The organism is Pseudonocardia sp. ZF1, from assembly GCF_056835605.1.
In genome coordinates this window covers 4188177-4212396 of sequence record NZ_JAJNBY010000001.1, presented here as the reverse complement: position 1 = coordinate 4212396, position 24220 = coordinate 4188177, and the positions used below count along the sequence as shown (strand labels likewise).

At 74.0% G+C, this 24220-nt stretch carries 21 protein-coding genes; 11 read left to right on the top strand and 10 right to left on the bottom strand.

Annotated elements, in window-relative coordinates; genetic code table 11:
- The first annotated feature begins 2 nt into the window (after positions 1 to 2).
- The 3 genes from ZF1_RS20255 to pcaD all read left to right on the top strand — a co-directional run bounded on the left by ZF1_RS20255 (position 3) and on the right by pcaD (position 3152).
- Complete coding sequence (locus tag ZF1_RS20255) at positions 3 to 890, top strand: dioxygenase family protein (protein WP_482638066.1); 888 nt, start codon at positions 3 to 5, stop codon at positions 888 to 890.
- 76 nt (positions 891 to 966) lie between these two features.
- Complete coding sequence (locus tag ZF1_RS20250) at positions 967 to 1794, top strand: adenylyltransferase/cytidyltransferase family protein (RefSeq protein ID WP_357439526.1); 828 nt, start codon at positions 967 to 969, stop codon at positions 1792 to 1794.
- Positions 1791 to 3152 carry a 3-oxoadipate enol-lactonase gene (gene pcaD / locus ZF1_RS20245; protein ID WP_357439524.1) on the top strand — a complete coding sequence of 454 codons (1362 nt, stop codon included), beginning with the start codon at positions 1791 to 1793 and terminating at the stop codon, positions 3150 to 3152. The genes ZF1_RS20250 and pcaD overlap by 4 nt, the downstream gene beginning before the upstream one ends.
- Before the next feature lie 364 nt (positions 3153 to 3516).
- On the opposite strand, the gene ZF1_RS20240 is transcribed toward pcaD, so the two are convergent.
- A complete protein-coding gene (locus tag ZF1_RS20240; RefSeq protein ID WP_482638065.1) occupies positions 3517 to 4443 on the bottom strand; it encodes a LysR family transcriptional regulator in 927 nt (308 codons plus the stop codon).
- Positions 4444 to 4550: 107 nt separating this feature from the next.
- Here ZF1_RS20240 and solA point away from each other — a divergent pair, with 107 nt between their 5' ends.
- The 4 genes from solA to ZF1_RS20220 are packed head-to-tail and all read left to right on the top strand — an operon-like array spanning position 4551 to position 8283.
- Positions 4551 to 5735 (top strand): N-methyl-L-tryptophan oxidase, encoded by a 1185-nt coding sequence (gene solA / locus ZF1_RS20235; protein WP_482638064.1) that lies wholly within the window; start codon positions 4551 to 4553, stop codon positions 5733 to 5735.
- 32 nt (positions 5736 to 5767) lie between these two features.
- Positions 5768 to 7099: an aromatic ring-hydroxylating oxygenase subunit alpha gene (locus ZF1_RS20230; RefSeq protein WP_482638063.1), complete on the top strand. Its 1332-nt coding sequence runs from the start codon at positions 5768 to 5770 to the stop codon at positions 7097 to 7099.
- A gap of 39 nt (positions 7100 to 7138) precedes the next feature.
- Positions 7139 to 7600 (top strand): MarR family winged helix-turn-helix transcriptional regulator, encoded by a 462-nt coding sequence (locus tag ZF1_RS20225; RefSeq protein ID WP_062396929.1) that lies wholly within the window; start codon positions 7139 to 7141, stop codon positions 7598 to 7600.
- Positions 7597 to 8283 carry an SDR family oxidoreductase gene (locus ZF1_RS20220; RefSeq protein WP_073577358.1) on the top strand — a complete coding sequence of 229 codons (687 nt, stop codon included), beginning with the start codon at positions 7597 to 7599 and terminating at the stop codon, positions 8281 to 8283. The genes ZF1_RS20225 and ZF1_RS20220 overlap by 4 nt, the downstream gene beginning before the upstream one ends.
- A 19-nt stretch (positions 8284 to 8302) precedes the next feature.
- Here ZF1_RS20220 and ZF1_RS20215 read toward each other — a convergent pair whose 3' ends face one another.
- Complete coding sequence (locus tag ZF1_RS20215) at positions 8303 to 10666, bottom strand: FdhF/YdeP family oxidoreductase (RefSeq protein WP_482638062.1); 2364 nt, start codon at positions 10664 to 10666, stop codon at positions 8303 to 8305.
- Between the two features lie 466 nt (positions 10667 to 11132).
- On the opposite strand from ZF1_RS20215, the gene whiA reads away from it, so the two are divergent.
- Complete coding sequence (gene whiA / locus ZF1_RS20210) at positions 11133 to 12032, top strand: DNA-binding protein WhiA (protein WP_357439510.1); 900 nt, start codon at positions 11133 to 11135, stop codon at positions 12030 to 12032.
- Positions 12033 to 12064: 32 nt separating this feature from the next.
- On the opposite strand, the gene ZF1_RS20205 is transcribed toward whiA, so the two are convergent.
- Both ZF1_RS20205 and ZF1_RS20200 read right to left on the bottom strand, forming a co-directional pair.
- Positions 12065 to 13075: a phosphotransferase family protein gene (locus tag ZF1_RS20205; protein WP_482638061.1), complete on the bottom strand. Its 1011-nt coding sequence runs from the start codon at positions 13073 to 13075 to the stop codon at positions 12065 to 12067.
- Positions 13072 to 14253, bottom strand: a complete 1182-nt coding sequence (locus ZF1_RS20200) for an acyl-CoA dehydrogenase family protein (protein WP_251787303.1) — start codon at positions 14251 to 14253, stop codon at positions 13072 to 13074. The genes ZF1_RS20205 and ZF1_RS20200 overlap by 4 nt, the downstream gene beginning before the upstream one ends.
- A gap of 106 nt (positions 14254 to 14359) precedes the next feature.
- Between ZF1_RS20200 and ZF1_RS20195 the strand changes: the two genes are divergently transcribed.
- The 3 genes from ZF1_RS20195 to ZF1_RS20185 all read left to right on the top strand — a co-directional run bounded on the left by ZF1_RS20195 (position 14360) and on the right by ZF1_RS20185 (position 16305).
- Positions 14360 to 14944, top strand: coding sequence for a TetR/AcrR family transcriptional regulator (locus ZF1_RS20195; RefSeq protein WP_350589171.1), 585 nt, complete (start codon positions 14360 to 14362; stop codon positions 14942 to 14944).
- Between the two features lie 77 nt (positions 14945 to 15021).
- Positions 15022 to 15213 (top strand): hypothetical protein, encoded by a 192-nt coding sequence (locus ZF1_RS20190; RefSeq protein WP_357439503.1) that lies wholly within the window; start codon positions 15022 to 15024, stop codon positions 15211 to 15213.
- Positions 15214 to 15234: 21 nt separating this feature from the next.
- Positions 15235 to 16305, top strand: a complete 1071-nt coding sequence (locus ZF1_RS20185; RefSeq protein ID WP_482638060.1) for an ABC transporter ATP-binding protein — start codon at positions 15235 to 15237, stop codon at positions 16303 to 16305.
- Positions 16306 to 16378: 73 nt separating this feature from the next.
- Here ZF1_RS20185 and eutC read toward each other — a convergent pair whose 3' ends face one another.
- The 6 genes from eutC to ZF1_RS20155 form a co-directional block, all read right to left on the bottom strand.
- Complete coding sequence (eutC, locus tag ZF1_RS20180; RefSeq protein WP_482638059.1) at positions 16379 to 17116, bottom strand: ethanolamine ammonia-lyase subunit EutC; 738 nt, start codon at positions 17114 to 17116, stop codon at positions 16379 to 16381.
- Positions 17113 to 18489 carry an ethanolamine ammonia-lyase subunit EutB gene (locus tag ZF1_RS20175; protein ID WP_482638058.1) on the bottom strand — a complete coding sequence of 459 codons (1377 nt, stop codon included), beginning with the start codon at positions 18487 to 18489 and terminating at the stop codon, positions 17113 to 17115. Before ZF1_RS20175 ends, eutC begins: the two co-directional genes overlap by 4 nt.
- On the bottom strand, positions 18486 to 19880 hold the full coding sequence (gene eat, locus ZF1_RS20170) for an ethanolamine permease (RefSeq protein ID WP_482638057.1): 1395 nt from the start codon (positions 19878 to 19880) through the stop codon (positions 18486 to 18488). Before eat ends, ZF1_RS20175 begins: the two co-directional genes overlap by 4 nt.
- A 525-nt stretch (positions 19881 to 20405) precedes the next feature.
- A complete protein-coding gene (locus tag ZF1_RS20165) occupies positions 20406 to 22067 on the bottom strand; it encodes an HlyD family efflux transporter periplasmic adaptor subunit (RefSeq protein WP_346102872.1) in 1662 nt (553 codons plus the stop codon).
- 31 nt (positions 22068 to 22098) lie between these two features.
- Entirely contained in the window at positions 22099 to 23319 is a 1221-nt protein-coding gene (locus ZF1_RS20160) for an ABC transporter permease (protein WP_073577369.1), read from the bottom strand.
- Positions 23316 to 23984 carry an ABC transporter ATP-binding protein gene (locus ZF1_RS20155; RefSeq protein WP_073577370.1) on the bottom strand — a complete coding sequence of 223 codons (669 nt, stop codon included), beginning with the start codon at positions 23982 to 23984 and terminating at the stop codon, positions 23316 to 23318. The genes ZF1_RS20160 and ZF1_RS20155 overlap by 4 nt, the downstream gene beginning before the upstream one ends.
- Positions 23985 to 24220 lie beyond the last annotated feature (236 nt).

Genomic DNA, 24220 nt, shown 5'->3' with positions numbered 1-24220 from the left:
CCATGACCACCACCGACCGCGACACCGTCCCCTCCGACACCGTCCCCTCCGGCGCCGGGCTCGCCGGCGCGAACGCCACCGACTCCGCCCGCCTCGGCCTGTCCAGCAGGCGCACCGCGGCGGGCGGCGGCGCCGACGCCGACCGCGTCGCCGCCGTCGTGGGCGCCGCGCTGGAGGGGATCCGGGCGGCGATCCGCGACCACAAGGTGACCTACTCCGAGTTCGACGCGTTCAAGCGCTGGCTCATCGAGGTCTCCGACACCGGCGAGTGGCCGCTGTTCCTCGACGTCTACCTCGAGTTCGAGGTCGAGCGGGTGGCCGCCGAGTCCCAGCAGGGCTCGACCGGCACCATCCTCGGCCCGTTCTGGCTCGACGGCCAGGTCCGGCTGCAGTCCCCGGCGACCCTGCCGATGCGCGCGGACGAGCCCGGCACCCCGCTCGTCCTCGCCGGCCGTGTGACCGGCACCGACGGCACGCCGCTGCCCGGGGCGACGGTCGACATCTGGCACACCGACGACGAGGGCTGGTACTCCGGCTTCGCGGAGAAGCCCCCGGCCGGGAACCTGCGCGGCGTCGTCGCCTGCGACGAGCAGGGCCGGTTCGAGATCCACACCCGCAGGCCCGCCCCGTACACGATCCCGCTGGACGGCCCGACCGGGAAGCTCACCACGACCGCGGGATGGAGCCCGTGGAGACCGGCCCACCTGCACCTGCTGGTCTCCGCCCCCGGGCACCGCACGGTCACCACCCAGCTGTTCTTCACCGGTGACCCGTACCTGGACTCCGACGTCGCCTCGGCGACCAAGCCGGAGCTGGTACTCGACCCGCAGCCCACCGGCGACGGCGACGAGGTCCGCTCGGACCACGACTTCGTCCTCGAACCCGAGTAGTCCGAACGGGTGGGGTGGGCCCCGGCACGGGGCCCGCCCCACCCGTCGGCGCAACCGTGACGTGGAGGTCCCGGTCATGACCGCCGCCCAGGCACCCGACCGCACCCCGAGCCGGCCCGTCGTCCCGCTGTGGTGGGGCGTCGACGCCGTGCCCGACTCCTTCGGCCCCTGCGTGGTGACCGTCGGTGTCTTCGACGGCGTCCACCGTGGCCACCGCCGCCTCATCGACCACGCCCGGGCCGTCGGGCGGGAGCGGGGGCTCCCGGTCGTGCTGCTCACCTTCGACCCGCATCCGGCCCGCGTGCTCGGGGTCGACCGCGACACCGCCGTCCTGACCACCGTGGACCACCGCGCCGAGCTCGCGGCCGCCGCCGGTGTCGACGCGGTCTGCGTCCTGCGCTTCACCGCCGGGCTGGCCGCCCGGACCCCGGACGAGTTCGCCCGCGACGTCCTGGCCCGCGGGCTGGGGGCCGCGGCGGTCGTCGTCGGCGCGAACTTCACCTTCGGCGCCCGCGCGGCCGGCGACGTCACCACGCTGGCGACCCTGGGGACGGGGTTCGGCTTCACCACCCACGTGGTGCCGCTGCTGCGCGTGGTCGACACCCCGTGCTCGTCCACCCACGCCCGGCGGTGCATCCGGTCGGGCCGGCTCGACGCCGCGGCGCGGGCCCTCGGCCGCCCGCACCGGGTCGACGGCGCCCGCCGCGGTGACGTCGTCCGTCCCGAGCCCGGGACGGCGCTCCCACCGCCCGGCCGCTACCGCGGCCTCGTCGACGGCAGGACGGCCGACGTCGAGGTGCTGCCCGACGGGCGGGTGCGGATCGTCGCGGCCGCGGGGGACCTGCCGTCACCGGACGGTCCGGTCTCGGTCGTCTTCGCCGGGGACGGCGGCGCGCTCCGATGACCACCGCGGAGCAGCGCCTCGCCCGGCTGGAGGCCATCGAGGAGATCCGGGCCCTCGACGCGCGCTACTGCCGGGCCCTCGACGACGGCGACTGGGACACCCTGGTCTCGCTGTTCACCGACGACGGCGAGTTCGTCGGCCTCCGCCACGCACGGGGCCCGGTCGGTCTGCGCCGGTTCTTCGCCGGCCTGGCCCGTGAGGGGCTCACCTCGTTCTGGCACCACGTGTCCAACCTGGAGGTCGAGCTGGACGACGACGCCGTCGACGGCGAGCCCGCGGCGGCGCGTGTCCACTCGCTGCTGTGGCAGCCCTGCGTCCGCGACGGGGTGCCGCACGTGGCCGCCGGTCGCTACGACGACCGCGTCGTGCGCCTCGACGGTGAGTGGCGCTACCGGCGCAAACGTATCTCGTTCGACTACTTCGCGCCGCTCGCCGACGGCTGGGAGAAGGGCGTGTTCAGCGTCGAGGACGCCGCCGCGACCTTCCGGACGGGCGCGCCCGAACCGGAGGTCGAGTTCGTCCACGCCCCGATCGACCTCGCGCACCGGATCGACGGCCGCGAGGGTGCCCCCGTCCTCGTGCTCGGACCGTCGCTGGGCACCGACCTGCACCTGTTCGACGAGCAGGTCGACGCGCTGGCCGACGAGTTCCGCATCGTGCGCTACGACCTGCCCGGGCACGGTGCGAGCCCGGCACCCGCCGGGCCGTACACGATGGCAGGCCTCGCGCGCGACGTCGTCGCGCTGCTCGACCGGCTCGACATCGGCCGCGCCCACTACGCGGGGGTCTCGATCGGCGGCGCCATCGGCCAGCAGATCGCCCTCGACCACCCCGGCCGTCTCGAGACCCTCACGGTGATCGCCTCGGCCGCACGGTTCGCCGAACCCTCCAGCTGGCCGGCGCGTGCGCAGGAGGTCCGGGCGAAGGGGACGGCCGCGATGATCACGAGCCGGGCCGGGGTCTGGTTCACCCACGACTTCGTGCGCACCCGCAACGAGGAGGCCGTCCGCCTGCTGCGGATGCTCGGGGCGACCGACCCGGAGGGCTACGCCGGATGCTGCGAGGCGATCGGCGCCTTCGACGTCCGGCGACGGCTGCCGGAGATCACCGTCCCGACACTCGTGATCGCCGGTGGCGCCGACCCGGCCACACCGCCGGAGCTGGCGAAGATCGTCGCCCACGGGGTGGCGGACGGGCGCTACGTCGTCATCGACGGGGCCGCGCACCTCACCAACGTGGAGGCGGCCGAGCGGGTCACCGGACTGGTGCGGAGCTTCGCCGCCGGCCCGCGCGGCGGCACCGCCCCGACACCGGGCGGAGGAGAGGATCGAGGAGGTCGGCGCGCGAGCCACTCCTGATCGTGGGCGGGGCCGGTCGCCGGAGCGGCACGGCCGGGAGCCGACGGCGGTCCGTGCCCGCCACGCCGCCCCTCCCGCTGCTCAGCCCGCCCGCAGCGGTTCGTTGCGGTCGACGGTCCAGGCGACCATGGCGCTGTCGAGGTAAGCGCGGACCTCCACGATCCGGGCGCCGGGCCGGGCCGATCGAACCGGCGGGCCCGGCGGTAGCCGTTGTCGAACGGCGCCCCGTCGAGGGTCACCGAGGTCGCGCGCAGCTCGGCGACGGTGATCTCCCCGGCGACGTGGAGGTGGCTGACCTCGAGGCGGATCCCGTCCCGCATCAGCGGTCCGGGTCCGCCGTGACCGGCGTTGTCGCTGTCCGGGGTCAGGCCGCGGCGAGCCGGTCGGCCAGCTCGCGGCACACCTCGTCCAGGGTCGCCAGCCCGGCGGCCACCGCGGGCCGGTGCCGCGCACCGGCGCGGACCGCGGCGACCACCCGGCGGATCGGCACCGGCGGCGTGCCGATCCGGATCCGCCGGGTCTCGTGACGGGCTGGGACGTCGGCCAGGCGGGGGACCAGCGCGACGCCGAACCCGCGGGAGACGAGCGCGGCGCCGGTGTCCCACTCGTCGGCGTGGTGGGCGATGTCGGGCGCGAACCCCGCGCCGGCGCAGGCCATCGTCACGAGCTGGTGGTAGGCCCGTCCCGGATTGCTGCAGATCCACCGCTCCGCGGCCGTGTCGGCCAGCGCCACGTCCGCGCGCCCGACCAGCGGGTGGTCCGGGCCGACCAGCAGGTCCAGCGGCTCGTCGAACAGGGTCCGCTGGTCGAACGCCGGGTCGGTCACCGGCGGGAGGCTCGACGTCGCGACGACCACCACGATGTCGGTGTCACCCGCGGCGAGCAGGTCGAACGCCCGCGCCGGCTCGCACTCCCGCAGCTGCAGCTCCCATCCGGGGTGGGCGGTGCGCAGCCGTCCCAGCACCTCCGGCACGACGGCCGCCGCCGCGGTGGAGAACCCGCAGAACCGCAGCGCCCCGCCGGTGTCGCCGTCGCGGTGGGCCGCGAGGTCGGCCTGCGCCCGTTCCCACTGCGCCCGCAGGGTCTCGCCGTGCGTCAGCAGGGTCCGCGCCGCGGCGGTCAGGCGCACGCGTCGTCCGTCGGGTTCGAGCAGCGTCACCCCGAGCTCGCGGGCCAGCGCCTGCATCTGGTGCGACGCCGCCGACGGCGTCATCCGGCACACCTCGGCCGCCGCGGTCACCGTCCCGTGCCGGGCGATCGCGGTCAGCACCCGCAGCCTCCGATCGATCATTCGCAGAACGTACAAGATTCCGGGTCCGATTCTGCGATGGACCTGAACGGTTTCCGGCGCCCACCCTGTCGTCGTCAGCACACCGCGCAACGGCAGGAGCACGACGGATGGGTGCGTACCGCGCGATCGTCATCGGCCTCGGGGGGCTCGGCTCGGCCGCGCTGCACCGGCTCGCCACCGAGCTCGGTCCGGGGGTCCTGGGTCTGGAGCAGTTCGCGCTCGGCCATCACCGGGGCGCGTCCCAGGACCACTCCCGGATCATCCGGCTCGCCCAGCACCAGGACGCCTACGCCGCCCTGGCCGCACCCGCCTACCGGGCCTGGGCCGCCGTCGAGGAGGAGTCCGGCCAGCGGCTCGTCACCCGCACCGGCGGGCTGGTGATCGAGGACCGGGTCGCCCGGGCGGGCACCGCGACCGGCACCCGGAACATCGAGGGATACACCGCGCTGTTCGACCGCCACGGCGTCGCCTACGAGCTGCTCGACGCCGACGCCCTCACCGGGCGCTGGCCCCAGTTCCGGACCTCCGGCGGCGAGCAGGCCCTGTACCAGGAGGACTCCGGCATCGTCGACGCCGCGCGGGCGAACGCGGTGCACGTCGCGCTGGCCCGGGCGCACGGCGCCGAGGTCCGCCCGCACACCCCGGTCCGGTCGATCCGGGCCGACGGCGGCGGGGTCGCGGTCGTCACCGACGGGGGCACCCTGCGCGCCGACCGCGTCGTGCTGGCCGCCGACGCCTGGACCAACCAGCTGCTCGCCGGGGTGGGGCTGCGGCTGCCGCTGACCGTGCTGCGCGAGCAGGTCACCTACTACGCGACCCCGCACCTGGCCGAGTTCTCGCCCGGCCGCTTCCCGGTCTTCATGTGGCACGGCGAGCACAACTTCTACGGCTTCCCGGTGTACGGCGAGGTCGCGACCAAGCTCGGCCAGCACATGGGCGGCGAGGAGACCACCGCCGACGGCCGCTCGTTCGACCCCGACCCGGTCCGCCGCGAGCGCTACGACGCCTTCCTCGCCCGGCACCTGCCGCGGTTCCGCGGTCCGGAGCTGTACTCGAGGACCTGTCTCTACACCGTCCCGCCGGACCAGGACTTCGTCCTCGACACCCTGCCCGGCACCCCGCAGGTCGTCGTCGCCATCGGGGCGGGGCACGCGTACAAGTTCGCCGCGCTGATCGGTGGGCTGCTCACCGACCTCGCTCTCGGCACGGAGCCGGCGCATCCGGTCGACGCCTTCTCCGTCACCCGGCCCGCGCTGACCGACCCCGCCTTCCCACGCAGCTTCCACACCTGAGCCCGTCCGCCCCGCGACGAGAGGAGACCCCCGTGAGCATCGACCTCCCGGTCACCCCGGGCCCGGCGCCCGCCCCCCACGACGCCCTGCCCGCCCGGCCGGTCGACCCAGCCACGTTCGGCGACGAGGCCACCTACCGGCACACCCGCCTCCCCGTGGACCAGGCGTCGACCCTGCTGCCCGACGCCTACACCTCGCCGGAGTTCTTCGCCCTCGAACGGGAGCGGGTGTTCGCGACCGGTTGGGTCGCGGTCGGCCTCACCGCCGACGTCGACCGGCACGGCGCCTGCGTCGTCGTCGAGGTCGCGGGGCGGTCGGTGATCGTCACCCGCAACCGGCACGGTGAGCTGCGCGCCTTCCACAACGTCTGCCGCCACCGCGCCACCCGGCTGCTCGACGCCGACGCCCGTGAGGTCGGCAGGCGCGGCCGCATCCGCTGTCCGTACCACAGCTGGACCTACGACACCGACGGCGCGTGCCTGGGCACCCCGCTGTTCGAGGGCTCCGACGTCCCGGCCGGGCAGGAGCCCGTGTTCGACACCTCGGTCGCCACCGGCTTCGACCGCGCCGACCAGTGGCTGCTCCCCGTCGCCGTCGACAGCTGGGGGTTCCTGCTGTTCGTCCACCTCGGCCGCGATCCGGGCCCGTTGCGCGAGCAGCTCGGTGACCTGCCCGCCCGGTTCGCCGACCACCGACTGGAGGCCTGGTCGCCCCGCCGTCGCCGCCGCTACGACGTCGCGGCCAACTACAAGCTCGTCGGCGAGAACTTCATGGAGTACTACCACCTGCCGTGGGTGCATCCCGAGCTCAACCGGGTCTCCCGGTTCTCCGACCACTACCGCTGGCAGGGCCCCGGCATGTACACGGGCATGTGCACCACCCCGGTGTCGCGCAACACCGAGGCAGGCGGCTGGGACGGCCCGGCGCCGCTGAGCACGCTCGGCCCCGAGGACGTGGACAGCGGCCGCTTCGTGTGGCTGTTCCCCAGCTGCGCGCTGGTGGTCCTGCCCAACCACGCCTTCGTGCTGCTCAACCGCCCGGTGGCCGCCGACCGGACGGAGGAGACCGCGGTGCTGCTCACCCACCCCGAGTTCGTCGACGACGAGGAGGGCCGGGCGGGGCTCGACCAGCTCGAGGCGTTCTGGGACCTGGTCAACCGCCAGGACCTGGACATCGTCGAGCGGGTCCAGCAGGGCCTGGCGGACCCGGCCTTCCGCGGCGGCCGGATGTGTTTCCGCTTCGAGGAGCCCGTCCACCGCTTCCAGAACATGGTCGTCGACCGGATGGTCGGCCTCGACCGGGTCCCGGCCGGCGACGACGTCACCGCCGTGCGGATGTTCCCCGACCCGAACACTGTCGTCTGATACCTGTCGTGTGACAGCTATTGGGTGTACCGCGACGGCGTGGACGACGACCAGGAGACCCGGCTGTTCGAGCTGGCCGACCGCATCCTCGCGGTCGGCAGGCTCATCCACGCGTCGAAGGAGCCCGCGTTCGCCGGGCAGAGCTGGACCCCGCTGGAGAGCGCGGTGATGCGCGTGGTCGACCGGGAGCCGGGCATCACCGCCGGTGCCGTCGCCCGGGCGACCCGGCTGATCTCCAGCAACACCAGCCGGGCGCTGCGCAACCTCGAGGCCAAGGGCCTGGTGCGGCGCGTGTCCGACCCCGACGACGCGCGCCGGGTCCGGCTGTACCCGACCGACCGCGCCGAGCAGAACCTGCGCGAGCTGCGTCGCATCTGGAGTGAGCTGCTCGCCGGGGTCGCGGACGACCCCGCGGGGATCGACACGGCCGTCGTCCTGCTGCGCCGGATCGAGAACGGGCTCGCCGGCGACCCCCGCACCGACACCCAGGAGCAGACATGACCGACCGCACCGCACTCGTCGTCGGGGCCTCGCGCTCACTCGGGCTCGCCCTGGCGGGCGAACTCGCCGAGCGGGGGTTCGACGTCGTCGCCACCGTGCGTGGTGAGACCCCGGAGGCCCTCGCGGCACTCGCCGACCGGACCGGGCGGGTGACCGTCGAGCACCTCGACATCACCGACACCGGGCAGATCGACGCGCTGCGCGAGCGGCTCGGCGACCGCCGGATCGACCTGTTGTTCGTCAACGCCGGCATCACCGACGCCGACGTACCGGCCGCTCAGGTGCCCACCGAGGTGTTCGTCGAGGTCATGGTGACCAACGCGCTGAGCCCGATGCGGGTCGTCGAGGGGCTCGCCCCGCTGGTCCCGCCCACCGGCACGATCGGGGTCATGTCGTCGCGGCAGGGCAGCATCGGGTTCAACACCCGGGGCGGGCACGAGGTCTACCGGGCGAGCAAGTCCGCGCTCAACCAGCTCATGCGCAGCTACGCCGCCCGGACGGCGCAGGACCCGCGCACCCTGCTGCTCCTGCACCCGGGGTGGGTGCAGACCGAGCTGGGCGGCCCCGGGGCCCGGCTGACCGTCGCGGAGAGCGCGCGCGGGGTGGCCGAGGTCCTGGTGGGCCACGCGCACGACGGCGGCCTGCAGTTCCTCGACCACACCGGAGCGGTCGTCCCCTGGTGAGCCCCGGCACGCCTCACGGTCAGGACAGGTGCGACACCTCCGGCCGGGACTTGTGGCCGTCGTCGTCGCCGACCGCTCCCTGGGCGCCCCGCGGGTCGCACTCCTCGCTCCCGGCCACGCCGAGCCGGACCACCACCGACTTCGACGCCGGCTGGTTGCTCTTCAGCGCGGTGGCGTCGAGCGGGACCAGCGGGTTCGTCTCCGGGTAGTACGCCGCCGCGGTACCCCGCGGGACGTCGTAGGCCACCAGGCGGAAGTCGGACGCGCAGCGCACGTGCTCGTCGCCCTCCCAGCGCGTGATCAGGTCCACGTGGTCGCCCTCGGAGTACCCGAGCGCCGCGATGTCCTCGCGGTGGCAGAACACGACCCGGCGCCCGCCCTCGATGCCGCGGTAGCGGTCCGACAGGCCGTAGATGGTGGTGTTGAACTGGTCGTGGCTGCGCAGGGTCTGGAGCAGCAGGTGCCCGTCGGGGACCTCCAGCACCTCGATCGGCGACACCGCGAACTCGCCGCGCCCGGACCCGGTCTCGAAGGTCCGCGAGTCCCGCGGCGGGTGCGGCAGCACGAACCCACCGGGGCGACGGACGTTCACCTCGTAGCTCTCGCAGCCGGTCACGACGCGGGAGATGTGGTCGCGGATGCGGCGGTAGTCCCCGCGCATCGCCGCCCAGTCGATGCCGTACCGGTCGCCCAGGGTGGCCTCGGCGATCCCGGTGAGGATCGCGACCTCCGAGCGCAGGTGCGGGCTCGCCGGCGGCAGCGGGCCGCGGGACGAGTGCACGGAGCACGTGGAGTCCTCGACCGAGACGAACTGCGGTCCGGACTCCTGGACGTCGCGCTCGGTCCGGCCCAGGGTGGGCAGGATCAGCGCGGTCCGGCCGCCGTGCAGGTGCGACCGGTTGATCTTCGTCGAGATCTGCACGGTCAGCCGGGTGCCGGTCAGCGCCGCGGTCGTGACGTCGGTGTCCGGTGCGGCCTGCAGGAAGTTGCCGCCGAGGCCGACGAAGACCTTGACCTTCCGGTCACGCATGGCCCGGATGCTGTCGACGGTGTCCAGGCCGTGCTCACGGGGCGGGTCGAACGCGAACTCGGCCTGCAGGGCGTCGAGGAAGGAGTCCGGGACGCGCTCCCAGATGCCCATGGTGCGGTCGCCCTGGACGTTGGAGTGGCCGCGGACCGGGAAGAGCCCGGCGCCCGGACGGCCGATGTTGCCCTGGGCCAGGGCGACGTTGACGACCTCCTTGATCGTCGCGACGCCGTTGCGGTGCTGGGTCAGACCCATCGCCCAGCAGAAGACGGTCTTGCGCGAGTCCCGCAACAGGGCCGCGGCCCGGGTGATGTCGGCCCAGGACAGCCCGGTGGACCGGGTGACGGCGTCGCGATCGATCGAGGCGACGTGGTCGCGCCAGGCGTCGAAGCCGCTGGTGTGCCGGTCGAGGAACTCGTGGTCCAGGGCGTCCCACTCGACGAGCAGTGAGCCGATGGCCTGGAACAGCGCCAGATCGCCGTTGACCCGGACCGGCAGGTGCAGGTCGGAGATGTCGGTGCCGCGTCCGAGCACCCCCTGGGGGGTCTGCGGGTTCTTGAACCGCATCAGCCCGGCCTCGCGCAGCGGGTTGATCGTGAGGATCGTGGCGCCGTTGCGCTTGGCGTGCTCGAGCTGGGTCAGCATCCGCGGGTGGTTGGTGCCCGGGTTCTGTCCGGCGATGACGATCACGTCCGCCTCGAGCAGGTCGGGCAGCGTCACGCTGGCCTTGCCGATCCCGATCGACTCCTGCAGGGCGATCGAGGTCGACTCGTGGCACATGTTCGAGCAGTCGGGCAGGTTGTTGGTCCCGAACGCCCTGGCGAAGAGCTGGTAGACGAACGCGGCCTCGTTGGACGCCCGGCCGGAGGTGTAGAAGGTGGCCTCGCCGGGGTCGTCCAGGGCGTTCAGCTCGTCGCCGATCAGCCGGAACGCCGCGTCCCAGCCGATCGGCTCGTAGTGGGTCCCGCCCGGTCGCCGGACCATGGGATGGGTGATCCGGCCCTGCTGGCCGAGCCAGTACTCCGACCGCTCGTCGAGCTCGGCGACGCTGTGGCGGGCGAAGAACTCCGGGGTCGCGCGCCGCGTCGTCGCCTCCTCGGCGATCGCCTTCGCGCCGTTCTCACAGAACTCGGCCACCGAGCGGTGCCCGGGGTCGGGGTCCGGCCAGGCGCAGCTGGTGCAGTCGAAGCCCTCGGCCTGGTTCAGCTTGAGCAGCGTGCGCGCGGTGCGGGACGGTCCCATCCGCTCCAGCGACCGCTTCATCGACACCGCGACGGCCGTCGCCCCGACGGCGTGGTCCTCGGGCGTGCCGACCTCCAGGTCGGCCTCCGAGTAGTCGTCGCTGTGTCCGTCCATGGGGCTACCTCCGCGTTCGACGACCGTCGGGCGGCGCCCCCGTCGGGGGCGCGCCCGCTGTGGACGCGCTACCCGGCCGGAGCGATCCCAACCGTCCACGGACCCGATCGGGGCCGGACCGGTGGCGTGCGCCGGGGCCGCCCCGGGGGGAAGATCACGCAGGGTCACCGGTCGGCGGTCCGTCGACCACCGGTCGTCCCGGTCGCCGCGCCCGGCGTCCCCGGTGGCCCGGTTGTCGTGGCGGGCAAGCGGATCCGCCTCGTCCTGCGGCGGTCGATCGTTGTCCGGGATGTGGTGCACGCCGACCGGGAGCCCGGCGTGCGGCACCGGCCGGTCCGAGGCGCGTCGCCCCCGCCAGGGCGGTACGTCCCGGACCGGCCGTCCCCTCGGCCGGGGCGTCGTCCGACGGTCGCGGGGCCGAGCCCGCGCCGGCGGAGCACGCCGATCGGATCCGAAGGAGCCTCAGGTGGACATCCTCGACGTCCGGGACGAGCTGTTCCGGCACCGCCCCGCGCGGGCCGACATCGGACGCGCGGAGGCGGCGACGACACTCCGGTTCGCCTGCGCCGGGACCCTCGACCGGACCGTCGGGGCGGCATCGGTCCCGGTGCTGGACGTCCCAGCCGGGTGCGCGCGCGCCGTCGGTCGCCTGGCCCGGCAGATCACCGACCTGTTCGAGATCCCCGTCGTCCGGCTGTCCGCCGAGTCCCTCCGGGTCGTCGCACGGGTCCCGGAGCTGGCCCGCCGCACCCGGCTGTGCGACAGCACCGGCCGCTGGGTACGCGGCCTGCCGCCGCCGGTCGTCGCGGGCGACGACGCGGTCCTGGCCGGGGCCTGGCGCGCCGCGTTCCTGGTGGCCGGGGCGCTCGGCGGCCGCGGCCGGGCCGGGCTGGAGCTGCTCTGCCCGTCCCCGGAGACGGCGATGGCGCTCACCGGAGCGGCCCGGCGCCTCGGCGTCGCCGCGCTGACCCGCCCCGGCATCCACGGCGACCGCGTCGTCGTCCGCGACCCCGTCGACGTGCGCGCGGTGCTCGGCCGGATGGGTGCGCCGTGCGCGGCGCAGGCGTGGAACCCCGACCTGCGGCGCGGGACCGGGGAGGTGCCGGTGAGCGGCGCGCTGCACGACGCCAACCGGGAGCGCGCCTCCCAGGCCGCGGCGATGACGACCCTGCGCGTCCAGGCGCTGCTGGCGGACCCGCCCGCAGGGGTGCCCGAGCGACTGCTGGCCACCGGCCTGCTGCGGGCCCGCAACCCGGAGCTGTCGTTGCAGGAGCTGGGCCGCCTCGCCGACCCGCCGATGACCAAGGACGCGATCGCCGGGCGGCTGCGGCGGCTGCTCGAGCACACCGAGCGCCTCACCCGCTGAGCGTCCTGCCCGACGGCCCGGCCCGCCGTCGCTCAGCCGCGGGCCGCGACGACCCCGGCCGCGGCCAGCGGTGCGGTCGCCTCGCCCACGGTCGCGAACCCGTCGCCGCGGGTGTCGCCACGCAGGTGCCGGGCGTGGATGCCCTCGGCGATGACGGCGACCTTGAGGTAGGCCAGGCCGCGGTGGAACGCCCAGTCCCGCGGCTCGCGCCCGGACGCCGCGGCGTAGCGCTCCACCAGCTCGTCGGCACCCGGCATCCGGGTGCTGGTGGAGGCCGCGGCCCCGGCCAGGACCGGGGCGAACACGGGGTCGCCATAGACGACGTGCAGGGCCAGGTCGGCCAGCGGGTCGCCGAGGGTGGCCATCTCCCAGTCGACCAGGGCGCGCACCACGGTGGGGTCGTCGCGGTCGAGGATGGCGTTGTCGATACGGAAGTCCCCGTGCACGACGGCGTGGTCGCTCTCGGCCGGGCAGCTCGCCTCGAGCAGGCCGTGCAGGGTGTCCACGTCGGGCAGCTCGCGGGTGGCGACGCGCTGCCACTGGCCGTACCAGCGCTCGACCTGGCGGCGCAGGTACCCGGCGGGGCGGCCCAGCTCGGACAACGGGCCGGTGGCGACGTCGACGGCGTGCAGCGCGGCGAGGGTGTCGACCAGGGAGAACGCGGTCGCCCGCACGCCTGCGTCGTCGAGGGTGGCGAGGTCGTCCTCACTGCGCACCACGATCCCGTCGACGAACCCGGTGAGCGCGAACGGCACCCCCAGCACCGACGCGTCGGCCAGCGCGACCGCCGGTGCGACGGGGACCCCGGACCCGGCGAGGGCGGCGACGCCCCGGTACTCGCGGCCCATGTCGTGCGCGGACGGGGTCAGCGTGCCGAGTGGGGGGCGGCGCAGGATCCAGACGTGTTCCCCGTCGGTGACCCGGTAGGTGAGGTTGGACCGCCCGCCGGAGACGAGCTCGGCGGTGACCCCGCCGCGGTAGCCGTCGACGTGCCGGCGCAGGAACGCGTCCAGCGCGGTCAGGTCCAGGCCGTCGGGGCTCATCGGGTGGCCCGCGCGACGGTGCGGCGGGCAATCGACCAGCGGTGGGTCTCCGAGGGGCCGTCGTAGATGCGGAACGGGCGCACCTCGCGCAGGAACCGGCTCAACAGCACGTCCCCGGAGACGCCGCGGCCGCCGTTGAGCTGCAGGGCCCGGTCGACGACCCGCCACACGGCCTCCGCGGTGAAGGTCTTGGCGATCGAGACCTCCATCCCGGCGGGGCGGCCCTGGTCGAGCTCCCAGCAGGCGCGCAGGACCAGCCCGCGCGCGGCGGCGATGTCGATCTCGTTGTCGGCGATCATCGCCTGCGCCATGCCGAGGTCGGCCAGCCGTGACCCGAACACCTGCCGCTCCGCCGCCCAGGCCACGGCGATGTCCTGGGCGCGGCGCGCGATGCCCAGCCAGCGCATGCAGTGGGTCAACCGGGCCGGGCCGAGACGGACCTGGGCGTAGCGGTAGCCCTCGTCGACCTCACCCAGCACGGCGTCGTCGGTGACGCGGCAGTCGGAGAACCCCACCTCCAGGTGCCCGCCGTAGAGCGACTCGTCCAGCGTCGGGATGTGCCGGCCGATCGTCATGCCGGGGTTGTCGGCGTCGACGAGGAACATCGTCGCACCACCACGGTCACCGGGCACGCCGCTGGTGCGGGCCATGACGATGGCGAACGCGGCGCCGTCGGCGCCGGTGATGAACCACTTCCGGCCGTCGATCCGCCAGCCGCCGTCGACCCGGGTGGCCGTGGTGGACAGTGCGTCGGGGTCGGACCCGGCGCCGGGGGAGGGCTCGGTCATCGCGAAGCACGAGCGCACGTCCCCGGCGGCGAGCGGGGCGAGGTAGCGGACCTTCTGGTCCTCCGAGGCGATCCGCTCGAGCAGGTGGATGTTGCCCTCGTCGGGCGCGGCGATGTTCAGCGCGATCGGGCCGAGCAGCGAGTACCCGGCCTCGGTGAACACCGCGGCGCGGCCGCACATGTCCAGGCCGTGCCCGCCGAACTCGGGGGCGGCGTGCGGGGCGAACACCCCCGCGGCGCGGGCGGCGTCCTGCAGCCGGACCCGCTCCCCGTCCGACGGCAGGACGCCGCCGTGGGCCTCCTCGACCGGGACCACCACCTCCCGGACGAAGCGGGCCGTCCGCTCCGCGAGGTCCTGCACGTGCGCGTCCTGGGCGAGGTCGACCGCCATGTCTCCTCCATCGGCTAATGATTGTTAGCCATCTTGTAGCAGCATCGCGGCAGCCGGGGACAGCGTCGGGAGCCACATCTCACATCACGGCTATAGACTGCTAGCCGTGCGGAGCGATGAGATCCGGTCGGCGGCGCTGGCGGAGTTCGCCCGCCGCGGCTACGAGGCGACGACCATGGCCGACATCGGAGCCGCCGTCGGGATCCGCGGGCCGAGCCTCTACAAGCACGTCCGCTCCAAGCAGGAGCTGCTCGCCTCGGTCATCGACGCCACCATGGACGCGCTGATCCGCGAGCACGACGCCGCGGTGGCCGGGATCGACGACCCGGTCGAACGGCTGCGCCGCGCCGTCGAGGCGCACGTGCGCTTCCACGCCCGGAACCGGGTGGAGGCCTTCGTCGGCAACCGGGAGCTGCGCAGCCTGACCGAACCGCACCGGTCGGAGATCCTCGCCAGACGCGCCGACTACGAGCGGCGCTTCCGGCGGCTGATCGCCGACGGCGCCGACGCCGGGGTGTTCTCGGTCGCGTCGCCGCAGCTCGCGTCGTACGCGATCCTCGACCAGGGGATGGGCGTCGCGGTGTGGTTCCGCGACGACGCGGGCCCGGGGGAGAACGAGGTCGCCTGGCAGCTCGCGGAGTTCGCGCTGCGCCTCGTCGGGGCCGGGCCCGCCGCGCTCAGGCCCCGGTGAACCGCGGCCGCGGCGCTCGGCCGGCGCCCGCGCGCCCTCCAGGATCGGCATCCGGGCGCCCGGCCCTGGACCGCGGGGTGGGGACACGGACCGTCGTCACCCGGGCCGGCGTGGTGTCCGCCGACGACGACCGGGTCACCGCCCTGCTCTACTTCACGCAGGAGGCCGCCCGCACCGGCGAGCCGCCGCGCACCACCCCGGGCCGCGCCGAGGTCACGGTCGAGCGGGTCGACGGCCGGTGGCTCGTGTCCGACCTGCGCAACTTCTAGGCGAGAAGGAGACGTGACCCCATGACGGGTGTCGAGGTGAAGGTCGAGGGGCTGACGAAGTCCTTCGGTCGGGCCAACATCTGGTCGGACGTGACCCTGACGCTGCCCGCGGGTGAGGTGTCGGTGCTGCTCGGACCGTCGGGTACCGGTAAGTCGGTGTTCCTGAAGTCCCTGATCGGGCTGCTCAAGCCGGAGCGGGGGTCGATCGTGATCGAGGGCGTCGACCTGTGCAAGTGCTCGGAGTCCGAGCTGTACGAGATCCGGAAGCTGTTCGGGGTGCTGTTCCAGGACGGTGCGTTGTTCGGGTCGATGAACCTGTTCGACAACATCGCGTTCCCGTTGCGGGAGCACACGCGCAAGTCGGAGTCGGCGATCCGCGACATCGTCATGGAGAAGATCGACATGGTCGGTCTGGTCGGTGCCGAGGGCAAGCTGCCGGGTGAGATCTCGGGTGGTATGCGTAAGCGGGCGGGGCTGGCGCGGGCGTTGGTGCTGGATCCGAAGATCATTCTGTTCGACGAGCCGGACTCGGGTCTGGATCCGGTGCGTACGGCGTATCTGAACCAGCTGATCATCGATCTGAATGCGATGACGGACTCGACGTTCCTGATCGTGACCCACGACATCAACTCGGCGCAGACGGTGCCGGACAACATCGGGTTGCTCTACCGCAAGCACCTGGCGATGTTCGGCCCCCGTGAGGTGTTGCTGACCTCCGACGAGCCGGTGGTGGCGCAGTTCCTGAACGGGCGTCGGGAGGGTCCGATCGGGATGTCGGAGGAGAAGGACGCCGCCCAGGCCGCCCGCGAGATGGAGGAGGCCGGCGGTGAGCTGGAGGGGCGTCCCGAGATGAAGCCCCAGCTCGTGGCCTCGACCGGGATGCCCGACCGGCAGGCGGTGCACCGTCGTCGGGAGCGGGTCCAGGCGATGCTGCACGAGCTGCCGTCCTCGGCGCAGGAGGCGATCCGGGAGCAGTACGCCGATGCCGACGCGGCGTCCACCGGCCCGTCGCGGGACGGGACGACCCGGCAGGAGGCGCGAGCGGGCGGCGACGACTGGCCCACCGACGTCCACCCGCGGGTCGGCGGCTGACGGAGGGGGTCCCGGTCCATCCCGCCGCGCGTCTCGACAGGACGGCGCGCAGGGAGACCTGCCGGGCGCGGGCTCAGCTCCCGGCGTCTCCCGAGGGCAGTGCCGGGCCCGCCTTGAGCGCGACCCCGGACAGCTTGAGCCGTCGCGCCTCGCTCATCAGCAGGGCGAGCGTGGTCGCGGCGGCGGCGTAGCCGGTGCCGTGCGGCGGGCGGACGTTGGAGATGCAGTTGCGCTCGGAGTCGCGGCGGCCGCGGTGGGCGTCGTAGGTGAAGTACAGCCCGAGCGAGTCGACCGAGCTCATCCCCGGCCGCTCCCCGACGAGCACGACGACGTGCCGCGCCCCCACCGCGGTCGCGATCTCGTCGCCGAGCGCGACCCGGGCCTGGGTGGCGACGACGACCGGCGCCATCCGCCACCCGTCGAGCCGGTCGAGGATCTCGGCCAGCATCCCCGGGGCGTGCTCGGCGACCGCGCGGGGCGAGAGCCCGTCGGCGACGACGAGCACCACGTCGTGCTCCCCGCGCGGCAGGTCGGCGCCGTCGGCGAGGCGGCGGCCCAGGTCGGGCCGGGTCAGGTACTCGGTGCGGTCGGCCGGGGCCCCGGCGGCGCGTAGCGTGTCCACCCCGAGCGCGGCGATCCGGTCGGTGAGCGCGTCGACGTCGAGCGGGGTGTGCACGGCGTCGCGGGCCGCGGCGTGCGCGGCGCGCAGCTCCAGCAGCCGCGCGGTCGGCAGCGCGTCCCCGGCCCGCCCGAGCGCCACCCGCGCCCGGGTGGAGGCCCGCAGCAGCTCCAGCGGGTCCGCCGCGCTCACCCCACACCCGCCGTCAGCGCACGGACCGCCGCGGGGGCCAGCTCCTTGAGCCGTCCGTCCGGTGCCAGCATGTCCATGGTGGACAGCCACCCCTCGAACTCGGGGGCGGGACGCAGGCCCAGCACCTGACGGGCGTAGAGCGCGTCGTGGAAGGACAGCGACTGGTAGTGGAGCATCACGTCGTCGCCGCCGGGCACGCAGATCACGAATGAGCAACCGGCCGCGCCGAGCAGGGTGAGCAGGGCGTCGGTGTCGTCGGCGTCGGCCTCGGCGTGGTTGGTGTAGCAGACGTCGACGCCCATCGGGACACCCAGCAGCTTCCCGCACAGGTGGTCCTCCAGACCGGCGCGGGTGATCTGCTTGCCGTCGTAGAGGTACTCCGGCCCGATGAACCCGACGACGGTGTTGACCAGAAGCGGGTCGAACGCCCGGCACACGGCGTAGGCGCGGGCTTCGAGGGTCTGCTGGTCGACGCCGTGGTGGGCGTCGGCGGACAGCGCGGAGCCCTGCCCGGTCTCGAAGTACATGCAGTTCGTGCCGACGGTGCCCCGGCCCAGTGACAGCGCCGCGTCGTGTGCCTCGCGCAGCATCGCCAGGGTCACCCCGAACCCGGTGTTCGCCGCCTCGGTGCCGGCGACGGACTGGAACACCAGGTCCACCGGGGCGCCGCGCTCCATGATCTCGATGGAGGTCGTGACGTGGGCGAGCACGCAGGACTGGGTGGGGATGTCGTAGCGGGTGCGCACCTCGTCGACCAGGTGCAGCAGGTCGGTGGTGCGCTGCGGCGAGTCGGTCGCCGGGTTGATGCCGATGACGGCGTCGCCGCAGCCGAGCAGCAGCCCGTCGACGATGGACGCGGTCACCCCGGACGGGTCGTCGGTGGGGTGGTTGGGCTGCAGCCGGGTCGCCATCGTGCCGGGCAGCCCGACCGTCGAGCGGAACGCGGTGACGACCGGGGTGCGCCGCGCGACGGCGATCAGGTCCTGCAGCCGCATCAGCTTGGCCGTCGCCGCGACCATCTCCGGGGTCAGGCCGGGCGCGAGCGCGGTGGTGTCGGTGGTCGGGTCGAGCAGGTGCTCACGGAACCCGCCGACGGTCATCGACGCGACCGGGGCGAACGCCGCGCGGTCGTGCGAGTCGACGATCAACCGGGTCACGTCGTCGTCCTCGTAGGGGACGACCTGCTCGGTCAGGAACGTCGCGAGCGGCAGGTCGGCGAGCACCGTCTGGGCGGCCACGCGCTCGGACTCCGAGCGGGCGGCGACACCGGCCAGCACGTCCCCGGAGCGTTCCGGGGTGGCGGCGGCCAGCAGCGCCCGCAGGTCCGCGAACTCGTGGGTGTGCCCCCCGACGGAGGCCCTGCGGGTCGTCACGTGAACTCGGCCTCCGCCTGTGCCAGCGCCGCGAATTCCTCGTCGGGGGCCGCGGCGACCAGGTGGTGTCGGGAGTAGAGCGCGAAGTACAGCATGAACAGGGCGAAGGCGCCGAGGGTCGCGCCCGCCGCGACCGGGTCGACGAGGAACGTCGCGATGACGGCGAGCACGGCGACGACCAGCGCGAACCCGGTCGTGACGACGCCGCCGGGGGTCCGGTAGGGCCGCGGCATCTCCGGCGCGGTCCGGCGCAGCACGATGTGGCTGACCATCATCAGCACGTACGACAGCGCGGCCCCGAACACCGCCATGTTCAGCAGCACGTCCCCCTGCCCGGTCAGCGAGAGCAGGAATCCGATCGCGCCGGGGACGATCAGGGCGAGGGTGGGGGCCTTGCGGCTGTTGGTCACCGACAGCACCCGCGGCAGGTACCCGGCACGCGACAGCGCGAAGGTCTGGCGGGAGTAGGCGTAGATGATCGAGAAGAAGCTCGCGACGAGCCCGGCCAGACCGACGTAGTTGACGACGACCCCGGCGGTCGACCCGCCGAGCGCCTCGACGAGCGGGTTTCCCGACTCCGACAGCGCCTGCGCGCCGAGCGCGCCGGTCGCGAGGACCAGCACCAGTGCCCCGGTGACGAGCAGGACCAGCATCGCGGCGACGATCCCACGGGGCACGTTGCGCTCGGGGTCGCGTGCCTCCTCCGCGGCCAGCGGGACGCCCTCCAGCGCGAGGAAGAACCAGATCGCGAACGGCACCGCCGACCAGATCCCCAGGTAGCCGAACGGCAGGAACGGTGACGCCCCGGCGGCCGCGGTCGGCGCGATGTCCACGAGGTTCGCGGCGTCGAACAGCGGCACGGCGGCGACGGCGAAGATCAGCAGCCCGAGCACGGCGATCGCGGTGATCACGAACATGACCTTGAGGGCCTCGCCGACCCCGGCGATGTGGATACCGATGAACACCAGGTAGGCGGCGAGGTAGACCCACCAGCCGTCGGTGATCCCGAACAGGCCGAGTGACTCGACGTAGGCGCCGATGAAGGTGGCGATCGCCGCGGGGGCGATGGCGTACTCGATGAGGATCGCGGTGCCGGTCGCGAACCCGCCCCACGGGCCCAGCGCGCGGCGGGCGAAGGTGTAGCCGCCGCCCGCGGCGGGCAGCGCCGAGGACAGCTCGGCCATGCCCAGCACCATCGCGAAGTACATGCCCGCGATGACGACACCGGCGATCAGCAACCCGCCGAACCCGCCCTGGGCGAGACCGAAGTTCCAGCCGGAGTAGTCGCCGGAGATGACGTAGCTGACGCCGAGCCCGGCCAGCAGGACCCAGCCCGCGGCCCCGGTCCGCAGCCGGCGTCGCTCCAGGTAGTCCGATGGATCCTGGGCCATGTCGTCCTCCTGGGCGCGTCCGCACCGGCGGGGACCGCCGGGTGTGGGGACAAGCTAGGAAGTACGGGCCGGACCGGGGTAGGGCCGCGCGGGGTAACCGTGTGAAGAGTGTGTGTCCGCCGCGGGGTGCGGGGCGGGGCGGCGGTGACGCGCGCACCGCCCCGCACCGGGCTGCTCAGTCCGCGAGCTTGCTGATCGCCTGCGCCCAGAGGAAGAACTTGTTGGTGCCCAGGTCACGGACGGTCGTGATGTTGAACGCCTCCTTGAGGAGCTTCGCGTCGCCCTCGGAGACGCCCTTCAGCGGTCGACGGGGGCGTCGGCCAGCTCCTCGACACCCTTGCCCTCGTACGCCTTGTCGAACTTGCCGGCGATGTCGCCCACGACTGCTCCTTCCCGATGCGGCCCGGGACCGCGTCCTACGGATGTGCGTGGGCCAGCCTGGCAGTGATCGTTGCGGGACCGAACGACCGACACCCGTGACTCGGTGAACGGGCGAGCGGGCCGCCGAGCGTGATCCCGCGGCGGTCAGTTCCCGCCCTGGCCACCCCCGCCGGGCCCGCCGCCAGGACGGCCCGGCGTCGCCTCGACGGTGGCCTGCGGCAGCAGGACCTGCTGGCCGTCGTCGAGGCCGGACCGCACCTCGGTGAACTGGTCGCCCACCAGGCCGGGGACGAACTGCCGGGTCACCGCGGCGCCGTCGTCGCCGGGCACGTCGACGACCGAGCGGCCGCCCTCCTGCCGGACGGCGGTGTTCGGCACCCGCAGCACCCCGTTGCGGGCCTCGGTGCGCACGTCGGCCTGCGCGGTCTGGCCGTCGCGCAGCTGCGGGTCGGTGCGGTTCAGCACGACGGTCGCGTAGTAGCTCACGACGCCCGACAGCTGCGTCGCGGTCGGCGCGACGGCCACCACGGTCGCCGGCAGGCTCACCCCGGGCAGCGCGTCGACGGTGACGTCGACGGTCTGGTTCGGCGCGACCCGCGCGGCGTCGCTCTCCTCGAACGGGACGACCAGCTGATAGGTCTGCAGGTCGTTGAGGGTGAGGAACGGTGCCCCGCCCGCCGCGGACGCGCCGCCACCGGCGGCCCCCGCGCCGCCCGAGGCCGCCGACGCCGACCCGACGGCCTGCGGGATCCGGGCGTCGGTGCCGGGGGCGAGCGCGGTCGCGGCGCTCGCGGCGGGCACGACGTCACCGACCGCGCCGTTGATCGCGGACACGGTGCCGGCGACCGGGGCGCGCAGCAGGGTGTCGTCGAGGGCGCGCTGGGCATCGGCGAGGGTGTTGCGGGCGTCGGCGACCACGGCGTCCTGCACCGCGACGTCGGCCGGTGCGTCGTTGTTCGCCCCGGTGAGCTGCGAGCGGGCGTCGGACACCGCGCTCTCGGCGTTCGCGATCGAGACCCGGCCGGAGGCGGCGCCGGTGTCGCGGGTGCCCTCGGCCTGCGCCAGCGCCGTCTGCGAGGTGATGACCTGGCCCTTCGCCGTCGTCACGGCCTGCTCGTCGGTGGCGACGGCGGTGCAGGCCGGGTCGGTCGTCGCCGCGCCGAGGCCGGACCCGCCCGAGGTGCCGGACCCGCCGGACAGCCCGCCGAGCAGCCCGCCGCCGGACGGGTCGGCGGTGGGCTCCGGGGTCGCGGACGCGGTGCTGCCGCCGGAGCGCTTGCAGGCCCGCCGGTCGGTCTCCAGCTTCTCCTGGGCCGCGGCGAGCTGCTTGCGGTCGAAGGCGAGCTGGACCCTCGCCCGCTCGACGGCGGTGTCGTTCGCCGCGTTCTGCGCCCCGACCTGGTCGCGGGTCGCGGCCAGTACCGACTCGGCCGAGGCCAGGGACGCCTGCGCGGCCTCGACGGTGTTCGCGCCGGTCAGCTTGCCCAGCGACGCCTGCTGCTGGTCCAGCCCCGCCTGCGCGGCGGCGACCTGGGACAGGGCCTCGGCGTCGTCGAGCCGGGCGAGCGGCTGCCCGGCGGCCACGGTCTCGCCGACCTCCACGAGCAGCTCGGTGACCCGGCCGCCGTCGGTGAACCCGAGGTTCTGCTGGGTGATCGACACCAGCGACCCCGACGCCGACACCCCGGTGGAGACCACACCCCGGTCGACGACGGCCGTCGGCGACGGCTGGTCCCCTCCGGTGCAGGCCGTGAGGCCGACGAGTCCGGCGAGCAGCAGGCTGCCCGCGAGCCGCAGTCGGGTCATGAAGTGCTCCTCGGTGCTGTCGCGGGCGCTGTCACTGGTGCCGCAGGGCGTCGATGGGCCGCATCCGCGCGGCCCGGTTGGCGGGGAAACCGCCCGCGAGCAGCCCGATCAGCAGGCTCACCCCGAAGGCGAGCACCACCGATCCGGCCGACACCGTCGGGGCGGGGAAGTCGGGTACGAGGCGGGGCAGGACGATCCCGGCCAGCACGGACACACCGACGCCGACCAGGATCCCGATGACCCCGCCGATGCCGGTGAGGACCATCGCCTCGATGAGGAACTGCTGCAGGATCGCGCGGCGGCGCGCGCCGATGGCCTTGCGGATACCGATCTCGCGGGTCCGCTCGGTCACCGTGACCAGCATGATGTTGGCGACGCCGATGCTCCCGACCAGCAGCGAGATGCCCGCGACCGCCGCGACGAAGATCGTCACGAAGCTCAGGACCTGCGAGGACTGGTCGAGCAGGCTCTGCAGCGCGGTGACGGTGTAGTCGCGGTCCTGCGGGTCGTCGATGCGGTGCCGGTCGTCGAGGACCGTCGTGACCTGCTCGACCGCCTGCGGCACCGCGTCGGTGGACACCGCGCGCACGGTGATCTGGTCGACGACGTCGCCGCCACCGGTCAGGTAGGCGCGTGCGGCGCCCAGCGGCATGACGGCGATGTCGTCCTGCTGACCGTTGGCGGCGAGCACGCCGATCACCCGGAACGAGGTGCGGCCGATCCGCACCTCCGAGCCGAGCGCCTCGCCGGCGCGGCCGCCGAACAGCGTCGCCACCGGGTTGGGGCCGAGCACGACGACCTTCGCCCGGGTCGTGGCCTGGCGGTCGTCGAAGAACGACCCGACGACGAGCTCCCGGTTGGTGATGTCGAGGTAGTCGGCGTCGGCGCCGGTCACGCCGCTGCGGACGCTCCCGCCACCGGCCAGCTGCAGCTGCGCCGAGCCGGTCACCGTCGGGCTGACCGAGGCGACCGCGGGTGCGGAGGCCCGGTCCCGCAGGGCGCGGACGTCGGCGTCGGTGAGGTCGCGCGGCGTGCCGCTGCCGCTGATGCCACCGCGGTCCGGGGTGATCTGGATCTGGTTGGCGAGCGGGCCGAACGCGTCGGCGACGAAGCGCTGCAGACCGTTGCCGAACGCGACCAGCACGATCACCGCGGCGACCCCGATGATGATCCCGAGCATCGTCAGCAGCGACCGCAGCGGCCCGGCCCGCAGGCCCCGTACCGCGATCCGCGCGGACTCCCAGATCGTCATCGGCGCTCGTCACCCACGATCCGGCCGTCGCGCAGGGTCACCACGCGCTTGGCGAACTCCGCGACCTCGGGCTCGTGGGTGATCAGCACGACGGTGCGGCCGCTCTCGTTCAGCTCCACGAACAGGTTCATGACGTCGGTGGTCGAGGCGGTGTCGAGGTTCCCCGTCGGCTCGTCGGCCAGGATCATCGAGGGGTCGGTGACCAGGGCACGGGCCACCGCGACGCGCTGCTGCTGGCCGCCGGAGAGCTCGTTGGGCCGGTGGTCGCCGCGGTCGCCGAGCCCGACCCGTTCCAGCGCGCGCCGCGCCCGGCCCCGGCGGTCGCGCCCGCCGGCGTAGACCAGCGGCAGCTCCACGTTGGCCAGCGCCGAGGTGCGCGGCAGCAGGTTGAACGACTGGAAGACGAAACCGATCTTCTGCAGCCGGACGTCGGCGAGCCGGTTGTCCGACATCCGGCCGACGTCGATGCCGTCGAGCCGGTAGGCGCCGGAGCTCGGCACGTCGAGGCAGCCGAGGATGTTCATCATCGTGGACTTGCCCGAGCCGGAGGGGCCCATGATCGCGACGAGGTCGCCGTCGTCGACGTGCAGGTCCACGGCGTCGAGTGCGCGCAGCTCGAGGGCTCCGGTCCGGTAGACCTTGGAGACCCCCTCCAGCTCGATCACGATTCCGGAGATTACGCACGGGGCGGTTCCGGGAAATCGTCGGGTCGCCGTCGGGAATGGTGCGCAGAAATATGGCGTCACCCGATCGGGTGGAAGGTTGCGCAGGGCCGTCACCTGCGGGTCGTCGATCAGTTAATGCGGATTCATTCCCATTCGACGGTCGAGAGCGGGGAGGTGTCCCCGAAACGGCGTCGCGAATTCGTGACCACCTCGTGACCGGTCCTGCCGCGGCTGCG